The organism is Streptomyces nymphaeiformis (genome assembly GCF_014203895.1).
Taxonomy (GTDB): domain Bacteria; phylum Actinomycetota; class Actinomycetes; order Streptomycetales; family Streptomycetaceae; genus Streptomyces; species Streptomyces nymphaeiformis.
Genome location: NZ_JACHJY010000001.1, coordinates 51885 through 67084 on the forward strand (window position 1 = coordinate 51885; position 15200 = coordinate 67084).

At 71.7% G+C, this 15200-nt stretch carries 12 protein-coding genes; 11 read left to right on the forward strand and 1 reads right to left on the reverse strand.

The window, feature by feature from the left end; genetic code table 11:
• Positions 1-165: 165 nt before the first annotated feature.
• From GGE06_RS00215 to GGE06_RS00235, 5 genes are all read left to right on the forward strand, one after another.
• Positions 166-1521 (forward strand): nitrate/nitrite transporter, encoded by a 1356-nt coding sequence (locus GGE06_RS00215; RefSeq protein ID WP_184929773.1) that lies wholly within the window; start codon positions 166-168, stop codon positions 1519-1521.
• An 84-nt stretch (positions 1522-1605) separates the two neighbouring features.
• The gene (locus GGE06_RS00220) at positions 1606-2742 is read left to right on the forward strand and encodes a uroporphyrinogen-III synthase (RefSeq protein ID WP_184929774.1); all 1137 of its coding nucleotides are present in this window, start codon (positions 1606-1608) and stop codon (positions 2740-2742) included.
• A gap of 88 nt (positions 2743-2830) precedes the next feature.
• Positions 2831-5110, forward strand: a complete 2280-nt coding sequence (locus tag GGE06_RS00225; RefSeq protein WP_184929775.1) for a HelD family protein — start codon at positions 2831-2833, stop codon at positions 5108-5110.
• Positions 5111-5521: 411 nt separating this feature from the next.
• Positions 5522-6952, forward strand: coding sequence for an NAD-dependent malic enzyme (locus GGE06_RS00230; protein WP_116160726.1), 1431 nt, complete (start codon positions 5522-5524; stop codon positions 6950-6952).
• 312 nt (positions 6953-7264) lie between these two features.
• Complete coding sequence (locus GGE06_RS00235; RefSeq protein WP_015033921.1) at positions 7265-7546, forward strand: HU family DNA-binding protein; 282 nt, start codon at positions 7265-7267, stop codon at positions 7544-7546.
• 127 nt (positions 7547-7673) lie between these two features.
• On the opposite strand, the gene murA is transcribed toward GGE06_RS00235, so the two are convergent.
• Complete coding sequence (murA, locus tag GGE06_RS00240) at positions 7674-9014, reverse strand: UDP-N-acetylglucosamine 1-carboxyvinyltransferase (RefSeq protein ID WP_116160727.1); 1341 nt, start codon at positions 9012-9014, stop codon at positions 7674-7676.
• 279 nt (positions 9015-9293) lie between these two features.
• On the opposite strand from murA, the gene GGE06_RS00245 reads away from it, so the two are divergent.
• From GGE06_RS00245 to GGE06_RS00270, 6 genes are all read left to right on the forward strand, one after another.
• A complete protein-coding gene (locus GGE06_RS00245; protein WP_116160728.1) occupies positions 9294-9854 on the forward strand; it encodes a YqgE/AlgH family protein in 561 nt (186 codons plus the stop codon).
• Between the two features lie 30 nt (positions 9855-9884).
• The gene (locus tag GGE06_RS00250) at positions 9885-10172 is read left to right on the forward strand and encodes a DUF3039 domain-containing protein (protein WP_015033918.1); all 288 of its coding nucleotides are present in this window, start codon (positions 9885-9887) and stop codon (positions 10170-10172) included.
• A gap of 235 nt (positions 10173-10407) precedes the next feature.
• Positions 10408-11712 carry an extracellular solute-binding protein gene (locus tag GGE06_RS00255; protein ID WP_116165510.1) on the forward strand — a complete coding sequence of 435 codons (1305 nt, stop codon included), beginning with the start codon at positions 10408-10410 and terminating at the stop codon, positions 11710-11712.
• 5 nt (positions 11713-11717) lie between these two features.
• Positions 11718-12662: a carbohydrate ABC transporter permease gene (locus GGE06_RS00260; RefSeq protein WP_184929776.1), complete on the forward strand. Its 945-nt coding sequence runs from the start codon at positions 11718-11720 to the stop codon at positions 12660-12662.
• Positions 12659-13525: a carbohydrate ABC transporter permease gene (locus GGE06_RS00265; protein WP_312882984.1), complete on the forward strand. Its 867-nt coding sequence runs from the start codon at positions 12659-12661 to the stop codon at positions 13523-13525. The genes GGE06_RS00260 and GGE06_RS00265 overlap by 4 nt, the downstream gene beginning before the upstream one ends.
• A gap of 4 nt (positions 13526-13529) precedes the next feature.
• Positions 13530-15170 (forward strand): beta-N-acetylhexosaminidase, encoded by a 1641-nt coding sequence (locus GGE06_RS00270; protein ID WP_116160730.1) that lies wholly within the window; start codon positions 13530-13532, stop codon positions 15168-15170.
• Positions 15171-15200 lie beyond the last annotated feature (30 nt).

The window sequence follows — 15200 nt, forward strand, 5'->3', positions numbered from 1 at the left end:
ACCACGGGGGTGCGCACGACGGGGCGCTCACCACGGGGGCGCTCACACGGCGGCCGTACGCCGGGTGAGAGCAAGGTTCCGTCACCGTCACCTCACGGCACCGGACTGAAACGCGCCCTTCCTAGCGTCGGTCGCATCAGGGATCCGACTCCGTGGAGGTGCGAGATGGGTGGCCGCTGGATCGAACACTGGGAACCGGAGGACGAGACCTTCTGGCGCGAGAAGGGAGAACGGATCGCGCGCCGGAACCTGCTCTTCTCCGTCCTCTCCGAGCACATCGGCTTCTCGATCTGGAGCCTGTGGTCGGTCATGGTCCTCTTCATGGGCCCGCAGTACGGGGTCGACCCCGCCGGCAAGTTCTTCCTCATCGGCACCGCCACCTTCGTCGGCGCGCTGATCCGCATCCCGTACACCTTCGCCGTCGCCCGCTTCGGCGGCCGCAACTGGACGATCTTCAGCGCCCTGCTGCTCCTGCTGCCCACGGGCCTCGCCTTCGCGGTGATGCACCCCGGCACCTCGTACACCACCTTCGTCCTCGTCGCCGCGCTCACCGGCGTCGGCGGCGGCAACTTCGCCTCCTCGATGACCAACATCAACGCCTTCTTCCCGCTGCGGAAGAAGGGCTGGGCGCTCGGCCTCAACGCGGGCGGCGGCAACATCGGCGTCCCCGTCGTCCAGCTCGTCGGCCTCCTCGTCATCGGCACCGCCGGAGCGGTGCACCCGAGGATCGTGCTCGGCGTCTACCTGCCGCTGATCGTCGCCGCCTCCGTCTGCTCCGCGCTCTTCATGGACAACCTCGTCCCCGTGAAGAACGACACCGGCGCGGTCAAGGAGGCCGTCAAGGCCCGCCACACCTGGATCATGGCCTTCCTCTACGTCGGCACCTTCGGCTCCTTCATCGGCTACAGCTTCGCCTTCGGCCTCGTCCTCCAGACCCAGTTCGGCCGCACCCCGCTCCAGGCCGCCTCGCTCACCTTCATCGGGCCGCTGCTCGGCTCGCTCATCCGGCCCGTCGGCGGCTCCCTCGCCGACCGGCACGGCGGCGCCCGCATCACCCTGGGGACCTTCGCCGCGATGGCCGCCGCCACCGGCGTGGTGATCTACGCCTCCGTGACCGAGTCCCTCGCCGTCTTCCTCGTCGGCTTCATCGGCCTCTTCGTCCTCAGCGGCCTCGGCAACGGCTCCACGTACAAGATGATCCCGGCGATCTTCCTCGCCCAGGGGCACCGCAAGGGCCTCTCGGGCGAGCCCGCCGAGGCCTACGGACGGCGGCTCTCCGGGGCCTCCATGGGCCTCATCGGCGCCGTCGGTGCGCTCGGCGGCCTCGGCATCAACCTCGCCTTCCGCCAGTCCTTCCAGACCGCCGGCACCGGCACCGCCGCCTTCGTCGCCTTCCTCGCCTTCTACGCGGCCTGCATGGCCGTCACCTGGGCGGTATACCTTCGGGCGCCCGGCGCCGTCCCCGAGACCCCCGAGGCGGTCACGGAGCCCGAGGCCCGGTCCGGCTACGCGCGGGTGTGACCCCCGGTGCCCGGCGCGTACCGTAACGACGAGGAAATACGGGCGAACCCCGACCGACACGCACCCCCGTCAGGCTCAGGCCCCATGGACGAGCAAGAACACGGCCCCCTCGCCGGCTTCACGATCGGCGTCACCGCCGCACGGCGCGCCGACGAGCTGATCGCGCTGCTGCGCCGGCGCGGCGCGGCCGTCGTCCACGGCCCGGCCCTGCGGATCGTGCCCCTCGCGGACGACACCGAACTCCTCGCCGCCACCAAGGAGCTCATCGGCCACGCCCCGGACGTCGTCGTCGCCACCACGGCGATCGGCTTCCGGGGCTGGGTCGAGGCCGCCGAGGGCTGGGGCTACGGGGACGAGCTCCTCGCCGTCCTGCGGGACGTCGAGCTCCTCGCCCGCGGGCCCAAGGTCAAGGGGGCGGTACGGGCCGCCGGGCTCACCGAGTCCTGGTCGCCCTCCTCCGAGTCCATGGCCGAGGTCCTCGACCGGCTCCTCGCGGAGGGCGTCGCGGGCCGGCGCATCGCGCTCCAGCTGCACGGGGAGCCGCTGCCCGGGTTCGTGGAGGCGCTCACCGCGGGCGGCGCCGAGGTCGTCGGCGTCCCCGTCTACCGCTGGATGCCGCCCGAGGACCTCGGGCCGCTCGACCGGCTCATCGACGCGACCCTCGCGCGCGGCCTCGACGCGGTCACCTTCACCAGCGCGCCCGCCGCCGCCTCGCTGTTCTCCAGGGCGGCGGAGCGGGGCGTACGGGACGAACTCCTGGCCGCGCTCCGGCACGACGTGCTCGCGGTGTGCGTGGGGCCCGTGACGGCGCTGCCGCTCCAGGTCGAGGGCATCGACACGTACCAGCCGGAGCGCTTCCGGCTCGGGCCGCTCGTCCAGCTCCTCTGCAAGGAGCTGCCCGCCCGCTCCCGGGTCCTGCCGGTCGCCGGGCACCGCGTCGAGGTCCGCGGGCACGCCGTCCTCGTCGACGGCGGCCTCCGGCCCGTCCCGCCCGCCGGCATGGCCCTCCTCGGCCTCCTCGCCCGCCGCCCCGGCTGGGTCGTCTCCCGCGCGGACCTCCTGCGGGCCCTGCCGGGCGCGGGCCGCGACGAACACGCCGTCGAGACGGCGATGGCCCGCCTGCGCACCGCCCTCGGCACGCCGAAGCTGATCCAGACCGTGGTGAAGCGGGGCTACCGGCTGGCGCTCGACCCGACGGCGGAGGAGAAGTACGACGGCTAGCCCCCGGCAGGCGCCCCGCGCCTGACACCAGGCCCCCCTGTGGCGTACGCTCGACGGCTGCCCAGTGCACGTGAGAAGGGGGCCTTAGGTGGCCGCGCAGGAAGCCGTGGACACGGTCAGAGACCGTGAGATCGGTGTCGAGCAGGAACATCTGGATCAGGTCTACCGCCGCCTCGAGGAGAAGATCCACGAGGCGGAGTTCCTGATGAACGACGCCGCCCAGCGGGGCCAGGTCGGCACGCCCGGCGCCCTCGCCGAGCGCGACGCCCAGGTCTTCCGGGCCGGCATCCACCTCAACCGGCTCAACAACGAGTTCGAGGACTTCCTCTTCGGCCGGATCGACCTGCTGTACGGCAAGGACGGGAAGAAGGGCCCCGACGGCGCCTACACCTCCGTCGAGCCAGCCGAGGACGCCGTACGGCCCGACAACACCGCCGAGATCGGCGAGACCCTCCACATCGGGCGGATCGGCGTCCTCGACTCCGACTACGCGCCGCTCGTCATCGACTGGCGCGCGCCCGCCGCCGCGCCGTTCTACCGGTCCACCCCCGTCGACCCCGGCCGCGTCGTGCGCCGTCGCGTCATCCGCTCCAAGGGCCGCCAGGTCCTCGGCGTCGAGGACGACCTCATGCGCCCCGAGCTGCGGGCCACCCTCGACGGGTGCGAGCTGCCCGTGATCGGCGACGGCGCCCTGATGGCCGCCCTCGGCCAGGCCCGCAGCCACACCATGCGGGACATCGTGTCCTCCATCCAGGCCGAGCAGGACCTCGTCATCCGGGCGCCCGCCGCCTCCGTGACGTACGTCGAGGGCGGGCCGGGCACCGGGAAGACGGCGGTCGCGCTGCACCGGGCCGCCTACCTGCTCTACCAGGACCGTCGGCGGTACGCGGGCGGCATCCTGATCGTCTCCCCGACCCCGCTCCTCGTCTCGTACACCGAGGGCGTCCTGCCCTCCCTCGGCGAGGAGGGCCAGGTCGCGATCCGCGCCGTCGGTTCGCTCGTCGACGGCGCCGAGGCCACCGCGTACGACGAACCGGCCGTCGCCCGCGTCAAGGGCTCCTCCCGCATGGTCCACGTGCTCCGCAAGGCCGCCCGCGGCGCCCTGGACAGCCCGGACGCCCCGCAGCTCCTGCGCGTCGTCGCCTTCGGGCGCCGGCTCGAACTCGAAGCCGACGAGTTGCGCCGCATCCGGCACAACGTCCTCGGCGGCACCGCCCCCGTCAACCTGCTCCGCCCGCGTGCCCGCCGGCTGCTCCTCGACGCGCTGTACGCCAAGTCCGGCGCCGCCGGCCGGCACAGCGACCCCGAGCTCGCCGCCGAGCTGCGCTCCTCCTTCGACGAGGACGTGTCGACCGAGGACTCCTTCCTCGGATTCCTCGACGCGTGGTGGCCGGAACTCAGCCCCCGCCAGGTCCTCGACGCGATGGCCGACGAGCGGCGGCTCGGCCGCTGGGCCCGCCGGATCCTCAACCCGGGCGAGGTGCGCCGGCTCGCGCGCTCGCTGCGCCGCCGGGAGCTCTCCGTCCACGACGTCGCCCTCCTCGACGAGCTGAACACCCTGCTCGGCGCCCCGGCCCGGCCCCGCAAGAAGCGGGAGTACGACCCGCTGGACCAGCTCACGGGCCTGGAGGAGCTGATGCCCGTACGGGAGGAGACCCAGCGGGAGCGGGCCGAGCGGCTCGCGGCGGAGCGCACCGAGTACGCGCACGTGATCGTCGACGAGGCCCAGGACCTGACGCCCATGCAGTGGCGGATGGTCGGGCGGCGCGGCCGGCACGCCACCTGGACGGTCGTCGGCGACCCGGCGCAGTCCTCCTGGTCGGACCCGGACGAGGCGGCGGAGTCCCGCGACGAGGCCCTCGGCACCCGGCCGCGGCGCCGCTTCGAGCTCACCGTGAACTACCGGAACCCGGCGGAGATCGCCGAGCTGGCCGCGAAGGTCCTCGCGCTCGCCATGCCGGGCAAGGAGTCGCCGCGCGCGGTCCGCTCGACGGGCGTCGAGCCCCGGTTCGTCACGGTCCCGGAGAAGGCCGATCTGGCCGAAACCGTACGTTTGGAGGCCGAGCGGCTGCTCCACGAGGTGGACGGGACGGTCGGTGTCGTCGTCGCGATGAACCGGCGCGCGGAGGCCGCCGGCTGGCTCGCCGGGCTCGGCGACCGGGTCGTGGCGCTCGGCTCCCTGGAGGCGAAGGGCCTGGAGTACGACGCGACGGTGGTCGTCTCGCCCGCGGAGATCGCGGACGAGTCCCCGGCCGGCCTGCGGGTGCTCTACGTGGCGCTGACCCGGTCCACGCAGGCCCTGACGGTGCTCTCGGGCGACCGGGACATGCCGGACGAGGCCGGGGTCCCGGACCTGCTGCGGGACTGAGCGGCCGGGGCGCGGGGCGGGGTCCGCTCCGCCGCCCGGGGCTGATTTCAGGTCAACCTGCGGCGCTGGAATCACCAGGCAGGGTGGTTTGTTAGCCTTGTCGTGGCACCGGCTCGATCCAAGCCCCCGGGCCCAACCTTCGTCCCTCAGAGGGACCACTTGCCGCGAGGCGAGCATGGCGGGTCGGTGCCACTTGGACGTACGTACGAAGTTGAGGCCCCTGTCACCTCCGGGTGACGGGGGCCTCTTCTGTTTCCCGGCAACTTCTCGTATGGTGGAAACTACTTTCCGAAAACAAAATGACCGTATTACCTGCTACCGGCAGGTAGGTGCGACCATCGGAGGGCGCCGCCAGGCAACCAGCCGGGGCGGCGTAGCAACGAAGCTCAGGGAAAGCAGAGGAACTCGGCCATGGCAACGGCGCCCAGCGTCTCGTACTCGATGACGGTCCGGCTGGAGGTTCCCGCGAGCGGAACCGCGGTCTCCCAGCTCACCACGGCGGTGGAGTCCCACGGCGGGTCCGTCACCGGCCTCGACGTGACCGCCTCCGGCCACGAGAAGCTCCGCATCGACGTCACCATCGCGGCCACCTCGACCGCGCACGCCGACGAGATCGTCGCGCAGCTGCGCACCATCGAGGGCGTCGTGCTCGGCAAGGTCTCCGACCGCACGTTCCTCATGCACCTCGGCGGCAAGATCGAGATGGCGTCGAAGCACCCCATCCGCAACCGTGACGACCTCTCGATGATCTACACCCCGGGCGTCGCCCGCGTGTGCATGGCGATCGCCGAGAACCCCGAGGACGCGCGCCGCCTCACCATCAAGCGCAACACCGTCGCGGTCGTCACCGACGGCTCCGCCGTCCTCGGCCTCGGCAACATCGGCCCGATGGCCGCCATGCCGGTCATGGAGGGCAAGGCGGCCCTGTTCAAGCGCTTCGCCGACATCGATGCCTGGCCGATCTGCCTCGACACCCAGGACACCGACGAGATCGTCGCGATCGTCAAGGCGATCGCCCCCGGCTTCGCGGGCATCAACCTGGAGGACATCTCCGCCCCCCGCTGCTTCGAGATCGAGGCCCGGCTGCGCGAGGCCCTCGACATCCCGGTCTTCCACGACGACCAGCACGGCACCGCCATCGTCGTCCTCGCCGCCCTCACCAACGCGCTGCGCGTGGTCGGCAAGGGCATCGGCGACGTACGGGTCGTCATGTCCGGTGCCGGCGCCGCCGGTACGGCCATCCTCAAGCTGCTGATCGCGGCGGGCGTGAAGCACGCCGTCGTCGCCGACATCCACGGCGTCGTGCACGCGGGCCGCGAGGACCTCGTGGACGCCGCGCCCGGCACTCCGCTGCGCTGGATCGCCGACAACACCAACCCCGAGGGCGTCACCGGCACCCTCAAGCAGGCCGTCGTCGGCGCGGACGTGTTCATCGGCGTCTCCGCCCCGAACCTGCTGGGCGCGGAGGACGTGGCCGCCATGGCCGAGGGCGCCATCGTGTTCGCGCTCGCGAACCCCGACCCGGAGGTCGACCCGGCCGCCGCCCGGCAGACGGCCGCCGTCGTCGCCACCGGCCGCTCGGACTTCCCGAACCAGATCAACAACGTGCTGGTCTTCCCGGGCGTGTTCCGCGGTCTGCTCGACGCCCAGTCCCGTACGGTCAACACCGAGATGATGCTCGCGGCGGCCTCCGCCCTCGCCGATGTGGTCACCGAGGACGAGCTGAACCCGAACTACATCATCCCGTCGGTCTTCAACGACAAGGTCGCCGGCGCGGTCGCCGGAGCCGTCCGGAACGCGGCGAAGGCCGCGGGCGCGGGCGTGGCGCCCGGCGGGCGCTGACGGCGCGTCGTGGCTCGCGGAGCCGTAAACCCGCCTTTAGGGTGGCGTTTCGGCTCCGCGCTGTCTCCGCGGTGTCGACCGAACGTCACCACCACGGGGCTCTGGCGCTTTTCGTGTGACCCGAGGGGGTGCCGGATTGGCGTTCCCGCCGCTGGTGGGGGCAGGATGCGTGTTTGGGCGCGCGGGTCTGTCATTTGACCCGGGTCCGGGGACTGTCCGAGGGCCCTGGCAGCATCGGCTTCGCTGTACCCAATCACGCGGATTCCGCCGCGTGGCACGCCTCACAGGCAAGAAGAACACGGGAGTAACAACATGAACCGCAGTGAGCTGGTGGCCGCTCTGGCCGACCGCGCCGAGGTGACCCGCAAGGACGCCGACGCCGTGCTGGCCGCTCTCGCCGAGACCGTCGGTGAGGTCGTCGCCAAGGGCGACGAGAAGGTCACCATCCCCGGCTTCCTGACCTTCGAGCGCACCCACCGTGCCGCTCGCACCGCTCGTAACCCGCAGACCGGCGACCCGATCGACATCCCGGCCGGCTACAGCGTGAAGGTCTCCGCGGGCTCGAAGCTCAAGGAAGCCGCCAAGGGCAAGTAAGGCGGCCTAGAGGCGACGAAAGGGCGGCCACCCTGTCAGGGGGTGGCCGCCCTTTCGTATGAGCCCGTACGGGCCCTTGCGGGCCCTTGACGCCTTACGGGGCCCCGGCGGGGCCCCGTGCGGCACGTCAGACCAGCGCGCTGCCCGGCAGTTCGACCTTCGCGCCCAGTTCCACGAGCTTCTCCATGAAGTTCTCGTAGCCGCGGTTGATCAGGTCGATGCCGTGGACCCGGGAGGTGCCCTGGGCCGCGAGCGCCGCGATCAGGTACGAGAAGCCGCCGCGCAGGTCGGGGATGACCAGGTCGGCGCCCTGGAGCTTCGTCGGGCCCGACACGACCGCGGAGTGCAGGAAGTTCCGCTGGCCGAAGCGGCAGTCGGAGCCGCCCAGGCACTCGCGGTACAGCTGGATGTGCGCGCCCATCTGGTTCAGCGCGGACGTGAAGCCGAGCCGGGACTCGTACACCGTCTCGTGGATGATGGAGAGGCCGGAGGCCTGCGTCAGGGCCACGACGAGCGGCTGCTGCCAGTCCGTCTGGAAGCCGGGGTGCACGTCCGTCTCCAGGTGGATCGCGTTGAGCGAGCCGCCCGGGTGCCAGAAGCGGATGCCCTCGTCGTCGATCTCGAAGGCGCCGCCGACCTTCCGGTACGTGTTGAGGAAGGTCATCATCGAGCGCTGCTGGGCGCCGCGCACGTAGATGTTGCCCTCGGTCGCCAGCGCCGCCGACGCCCAGGAGGCCGCCTCCAGGCGGTCCGGGAGCGCCCGGTGGGTGTAGCCGTCGAGGCGGTCGACACCGGTGATCCGGATGGTCCGGTCGGTGTCCATGGAGATGATCGCGCCCATCTTCTGCAGGACGCAGATCAGGTCCTCGATCTCGGGCTCCACGGCCGCGTTCGACAGCTCGGTGACGCCCTCCGCGAGGACCGCCGTGAGCAGCACCTGCTCGGTCGAGCCGACCGAGGGGTACGGGAGGCGGATCTTGCAACCGCGAAGGCGCTGCGGGGCCTCCAGGTACTGCCCGTCCGCCCGCTTCTCGATGGTGGCGCCGAACTGGCGCAGCACGTCGAAGTGGAAGTCGATGGGCCGGCCGCCGATGTCGCAGCCGCCCAGGCCCGGGATGAACGCGTGGCCGAGGCGGTGCAGCAGCGGGCCGCAGAAGAGGATCGGGATGCGCGACGAGCCGGCGTGGGCATCGATGTCAGCGACGTTCGCGGACTCGACGTGCGTCGGGTCGAGGACGAGCTCGCCGGGCTCCTCGCCCGGGCGGACCGTCACCCCGTGCAGCTGGAGCAGCCCGCGGACCACGCGGACGTCACGGATGTCTGGAACGTTGCGCAGGCGGCTGGGGCCGCTGCCGAGCAGGGCGGCGACCATCGCCTTGGGCACGAGGTTCTTCGCGCCGCGAACGCGGATCTCGCCCTCGAGCGGGGTTCCGCCGTGGACAAGCAGGACATCGTCTGTGCCGGTCATGTATCTCGCGTTCCGAAAGTGGGGTCCGACGGGTGGCCAGAGAAAAGGGTAAGGGTCCATGAGACCCCCTTCGGGTGCCTCGGGGGGCCTGTCAGATGTAATGAATTCGGCACAACACCCTCTGCTTCCGTGAACGTGCGGAGCGTCACCGTCCGCTTGTCTGCGCGGGGTGGCCCGCCGCCGCCGTCCCGTCCCTCCTGAGCTGCGGTGGGCTCCGCCTTCCCGCCTTTGCGCCCGACAACCCTCCGCGAACGCCGAAGATGCGGGATCATGTGTCGCATGACCGAGGTGTCCTCGCTCACAGGACGGCTGCTCGTGGCCACCCCCGCGCTGGCGGATCCGAACTTCGACCGCGCGGTCGTCCTGCTGCTCGACCACGACGACGAGGGCTCCCTCGGCGTCGTCCTCAACCGGCCCACGCCGGTGACCGTCGGCGACATCCTCGCCCCCTGGGCCGCCCTCGCCGGCGAGCCCGGCGTCGTCTTCCAGGGCGGTCCCGTCTCGCTCGACGCGGCCCTCGGCGTCGCCGTGATCCCCGGCGACGAGGGCCCGCTCGGCTGGCGGCGGGTGTACGGCGCGATCGGTCTGGTCGACCTGGAGGCCCCGCCCGAGCTGCTCGGACCGGCCCTCGGCTCGCTGCGGATCTTCGCGGGGTACGCGGGCTGGGGACCCGGCCAGTTGGAGTCCGAGCTCGGCGACGGCGCCTGGTACGTGGTCGAGTCGGAGCCCGGCGACGTCTCCTCGCCGCACCCCGAGACGCTCTGGCGGCAGGTGCTGCGACGGCAGCGCGGCGAGCTGGCGATGATCGCCACGTACCCCGACGACCCGTCCCTCAACTGACGCCCCGGGCTTTCAGTACCCTTGGCGGTTATGAGCACTCTCGAGCCCGAGCGCGGGGCAGGTACGGGAACCCTCGTCGAGCCGACGCCGCAGGTGTCCCACGGTGACGGCGACCACGAGCGCTACGCCCATTACGTCCAGAAGGACAAGATCATGGCGAGCGCCCTCGACGGCACGCCCGTCGTGGCGCTGTGCGGAAAGGTCTGGGTGCCGGGGCGCGACCCCAAGAAGTACCCGGTCTGTCCGATGTGCAAGGAGATCTACGACTCCATGGGCGCCGGCGGTGGCGACAAGGACAAGGGCGGCAAGGACAAGTAAGCGGGTCCTGACGCCGGGGGCGGCCCCCGTCGTGCGTACTTCGGTACGCACGACGGGGGCCGTTTCGCGTTGTGGCGGTGCGGCCCTCGGGGCAGGTCGATGCGGCCGATGTGGTCGAGACCTCTTGTCGGCCCGCCGGAGCCGCGCCTAACCTCACGCGTGTTGTGCAGCACGAAACGCTCATTGCACATGTTGCAACGCACGCATTCGGAGGGGACCTGCCGTGAAGTCCGTCATGAAGCCGCCCGCCCGCCTCGTCTCTCCAGCCGCCGCACTCCTGCTCGCCGCCCTCACCGCCACCGCCTGCGCGCCCCAGACCTCCGGGGGCACCGCCACGGCCGACGACAAGAGCGGGACCCTGCGCGTCTGGCTCTTCCAGGAGGTGGGCAACAAGCCCAAGGAGCAGGTCGTCCGGCAGGCCGTCGCCGCCTTCGAGAAGAGCCACCCGGGCGCGAAGGCCGAGGTCGAGTACATCCCCGTCGAGACCCGCGCCCAGCGCGTCAAGGCCGCCTTCAACGACCCCGCCTCCGCACCCGACCTCATCGAGTACGGCAACACCGACACCGCCGGATACGTGAAGGACGGCGGACTCGCCGACATCAGCGCCGAGTTCGCCGCCTGGGACGAGGCGAAGGACACCGACCCCACCGCCCGGCAGTCCGTCACCGTCGGCGGCAAGGTCTACGGCGCCCCGCTCTTCGTCGGCGTCCGCGCCCTCTACTACCGCACCGACGTCTTCCGCGAACTCGGCCTCACCGCCCCCAAGAGCCAGGCCGAACTCGTCTCCACGGCCCGGAAGATCCGCAAGGCGAAGCCCGAGCTCTACGGCATCGCCGTCGGCGGCGCCTACACCTACGGCGCCCTGCCCTTCGTCTGGGCCGCCGGCGGCGAACTCGCCACCGCGCACGGCGACACGTACAGGGCCGCCGTCGACAGCGAGGCCGCCCGCGCGGGCATCAGCACGTACACCTCGCTCTTCGGCGACGACAACTGCCCCGCCGCCAAGTGCGCCCAGATGGGCGGCAACGCCACCGTCACCGCCTTCGCCTCCGGCAAGGCCGGCATGGCCATCGGCGGCGACTTCAGCCACGCCGCCGTCGAATCCGGCACCGTGAAGGGCAAGTACGCCGTCGTCCCGCTCCCCGGCACGACCCCCGGCTCCATCGCCCCCGCCTTCGCCGGCGGCAACAACATCGGCGTCCTCAGGAGCACCTCGCACCGCACCCTCGCCGTCGACCTCCTCAAGTCGCTGACCGGCAAGGAGACCCAGGGCAGGCTGTTCGACGCGATGGGCTTCCTGCCCACGTACACCGACGTCCGCGCGGACGCGGCCCGGCGCCGGCCCTTCGTGAAGCCCTTCATCGACACCCTCGGCGCCGGCACCAGGTTCGTCCCGGCGTCCCCCGGCTGGGGACAGATCGACGCCTCCCTCGTGCTGCCCACGATGTTCCAGGAGGTCGTCAGCGGCCGCAAGGACGTCGCCACGGCCTCCGGCGACGCCGCGAAGAAGATGGACGCGGCGTTCGCGGCCGCGGGCTGAACCCCATGACGACCCAGCTCGTCCGGGCCGCCGAACCGGTGAGGACGCCCGCCCGGACCCCCCGCACCCCCCGGCGCACCAGCCCCTGGACCCCCTGGCTCTACCTGCTGCCCGCCCTCGCCGTCCTCGGCGGACTCCTCGTCTACCCCGTCTACCAGCTGGGCCTGATCTCCTTCCTGGAGTACACCCAGGCCCAGGTCGGCGGCGGCGAACCCACCTCCTTCCAGGGCCTCGGCAACTACACGGCGCTCTTCGCCGACCCCCAGTTCCGGCAGGTCCTCCTCGCCACCGTCCTCTTCGCCGCCGCCTGCGTCGTCACCACCCTCGCCGTCGGCTGCTCCCTCGCCGTCCTCCTCACGCGCGTGCGTGCCCTGCCCCGGCTCCTCCTGATGCTGGCCGCACTCGGCGCCTGGGCGACCCCCGCCGTCACCGGCTCCACCGTCTGGGTCTTCCTCTTCGACCCCGACTTCGGCCCCGTCAACCGACTGCTCGGCCTCGGCGACTTCTCCTGGACGTACGGGCGCTACAGCGCCTTCGCGCTCGTGCTCCTCGAAGTCGTCTGGTGCTCGTTCCCGTTCGTGATGGTGACGGTCTACGCCGGCATCAGGGCCATCCCGTCCGAGCTCCTGGAGGCCGCCGCCCTCGACGGCGCCTCGCAGTGGCGGATCTGGCGCTCGGTCACGGCCCCGGTGCTCCGGCCCGTCCTCGTCGTCGTCACGATCCAGTCGATCATCTGGGACTTCAAGCTCTTCACCCAGATCTACGTGATGACGAACGGCGGCGGCATCGCCGGCCAGAACCTCGTCCTCAACGTGTACGCCTACCAGAAGGCCTTCGCCTCCTCCCAGTACGGCCTGGGCTCGGCGATCGGCGTCGTCATGCTGCTGATCCTGCTGGCCGTGACGCTCGTGTACCTGCGGCTGCTGCGACGTCAGGGGGAAGAGCTGTGACCCCGTCCCGTACCTTCCGGATACGGCGCCCCGTGCGCCCCGCACGGCCCGGACGCCTCGCCGCCGAGGCCGTCACCCTGCTCGTCGCGGCCGCCGTCGCCTTCCCGCTGTACTGGATGCTCCTCTCCGCCCTCAAGCCGGCCGGCGAGATCCAGTCCACGCGGCCGCGGCCGTGGACGCTCTCCCCGTCCCTCGACTCCTTCCGGCGCGTCTTCGAGCAGCAGGACTTCGGCCGGTACTTCGTCAACTCGCTGATCGTCGCCGGCACGGTCGTCCTCGCCTCCGCGCTGATCGCCTTCCTCGCGGCGACGGCCGTCACCCGGTTCCGCTTCCGGTTCCGCACGACGCTGCTCGTCATGTTCCTGATCGCCCAGATGGTGCCGGTCGAGGCCCTGGCCATCCCGCTGTTCTTCCTCATGCGGGACGCCGGCCTGCTCAACACCCTCGGCTCGCTGGTCCTGCCGCACCTGGCGTTCTCCCTGCCGTTCGCGATCTGGATGCTGCGCGGCTTCGTGAAGGCGGTCCCGGAGGCGCTGGAGGAGCAGGCCCGGGTCGACGGCGCGAGCCGCAGCCGGTTCCTGTGGCAGATCCTCTTCCCGCTGGTCCTCCCCGGCCTCGTCGCGACCAGCGTCTTCTCGTTCATCTCGACCTGGAACGACTTCCTCTTCGCGAAGTCGTTCCTCATCAGCGACACCTCGCAGTCGACCCTCCCGATGGCGCTGCTCGTCTTCTTCAAGCCCGACGAGAACGACTGGGGAGGGATCATGGCCGGGTCGACCGTGATGACCGTCCCGGTGCTCGTCTTCTTCGTACTCGTACAGCGCCGCCTGGTCTCCGGACTCGGCGGGGCGGTGAAGGACTGACGCGATGACCCCTCCCCACCCCATGGACCTGATCCCGGCGCCCGTACGGATCGAAGGGCCGTACCGCTGCGGCTTCCTCCTCGACCGGCGGACCACCCTCAGCGCCGCCCCCGGCACCGAGACCACCGAACGCTGGCTGCGCGCCACGCTCGGCGCGGCCCTCGGGCTCCCGCTGCGGGACACGGCCGACGAGAACGCCACCAACAGCATCCGGCTGCGCATCGACGACACCCTCGCCCCCGAGGCGTACCGGCTCCACGTCCTGTTCAACCAGGTCGTCGAGATCATCGGCGGCGGCCCCGCGGGCGTCTTCTGGGGCGCCCAGACCCTGCGGCAGCTCCTCGGCCCCGACGCCTTCCGCGCGGCGCCCCTGAAGGAGAAGCCGGTCGCGGGCGTGATCGCGCAGACGATCGAGGACGCCCCCCGATTCGGCTGGCGCGGCCTCCTCCTCGACGTCTCCCGGCACTTCCTGCCCAAGGACGACGTCCTGCGGTACCTCGACCTGCTCGCCGCCCACAAGCTGAACGTCCTCCACCTCCACCTCACCGACGACCAGGGCTGGCGCATCGAGATCGAGCGCTACCCGAGGCTCACCGAGGTCGGCGCCTGGCGGGCCCGCACCAAGTGGGGACACCGGGCCTCGCCGCTCTGGACGGAGACCCCGCACGGCGGCTTCTACACCCAGGACGACATCCGCGAGATCGTCGCGTACGCCGCCGAGCGGCACATCACCGTCGTCCCCGAGATCGACCTCCCCGGCCACGCGCAGGCCGCCATCGCCGCGTACCCAGAACTCGGCAACACCGACGTCGTCGACACCACGGCCCTCACCGTCTGGGACACCTGGGGGGTCAACCCCAACGTCCTGGCCCCCACCGAGGCCGTCCTGCGCTTCTACGAGGGCGTCCTCGAAGAGGTCCTCGGCCTCTTCCCGTCGACCTTCGTCCACATCGGCGGCGACGAGTGCCCCAAGGACCAGTGGAAGGCCTCCCCGGCCGCCCAGGCCCGCATCCAGGAACTGGGCGTGGGCGACGAGGACGGACTGCAGTCCTGGTTCATCCGCCACTTCGACCGCTGGCTCGCCGACCGGGGCCGCCGCCTCATCGGCTGGGACGAGATCCTGGAGGGCGGCCTCGCCGACGGAGCGGCCGTGTCGTCCTGGCGGGGATACGCGGGCGGGATCGCCGCCGCCCGGGCCGGCCACGACGTCGTCATGTGCCCCGAACAGCACGTCTACCTCGACCACCGCCAGGCACCGGGCGACGACGAGCCCGTGCCCATCGGATACGTCCGCACCCTCGCCGACGTCTACCGCTTCGAGCCCGTCCCGCCCGGCCTCGCGCCGGAGGCCGCCGCCCACATCCTGGGAACCCAGGCCAACGTCTGGACCGAGGTCATGGAGAACCGCTCCCGCGTCGACTACCAGGTCTTCCCGCGCCTCGCCGCCTTCGCCGAGGTCGCCTGGTCCGCCCTGCCCGCGCCGGAGGCGCGCGACCACGCCGGCTTCGAGCGCCGCATGCGCACCCACTACCGGCGCCTGGACGCCCTCGGCGTCGACTACCGCCCGCCCGCCGGACCCCACCCCTGGCAGCAGCGCCCCGGGGTCCTCGGGCGGCCCCTGGAGGGCACACCCCCGAACGTGTGAGGGACCCGAAGCACCCCGTCACCCAAGAGC

What these genes read in the sequence shown, in the direction of transcription:
- GGE06_RS00235 (WP_015033921.1), top strand. Translation starts at nt 7,265, where the DNA reads ATGAACCGCAGTGAGCTGGTGGCCGCTCTGGCCGACCGCGCCGAGGTG.
- GGE06_RS00250 (WP_015033918.1), top strand. Translation starts at nt 9,885, where the DNA reads ATGAGCACTCTCGAGCCCGAGCGCGGGGCAGGTACGGGAACCCTCGTC.
- GGE06_RS00220 (WP_184929774.1), top strand. Translation starts at nt 1,606, where the DNA reads ATGGACGAGCAAGAACACGGCCCCCTCGCCGGCTTCACGATCGGCGTC.
- GGE06_RS00245 (WP_116160728.1), top strand. Translation starts at nt 9,294, where the DNA reads ATGACCGAGGTGTCCTCGCTCACAGGACGGCTGCTCGTGGCCACCCCC.
- GGE06_RS00255 (WP_116165510.1), top strand. Translation starts at nt 10,408, where the DNA reads ATGAAGCCGCCCGCCCGCCTCGTCTCTCCAGCCGCCGCACTCCTGCTC.
- GGE06_RS00260 (WP_184929776.1), top strand. Translation starts at nt 11,718, where the DNA reads ATGACGACCCAGCTCGTCCGGGCCGCCGAACCGGTGAGGACGCCCGCC.
- GGE06_RS00270 (WP_116160730.1), top strand. Translation starts at nt 13,530, where the DNA reads ATGACCCCTCCCCACCCCATGGACCTGATCCCGGCGCCCGTACGGATC.
- GGE06_RS00230 (WP_116160726.1), top strand. Translation starts at nt 5,522, where the DNA reads ATGGCAACGGCGCCCAGCGTCTCGTACTCGATGACGGTCCGGCTGGAG.
- GGE06_RS00215 (WP_184929773.1), top strand. Translation starts at nt 166, where the DNA reads ATGGGTGGCCGCTGGATCGAACACTGGGAACCGGAGGACGAGACCTTC.
- murA (WP_116160727.1), bottom strand. Translation starts at nt 9,014, where the DNA reads ATGACCGGCACAGACGATGTCCTGCTTGTCCACGGCGGAACCCCGCTC.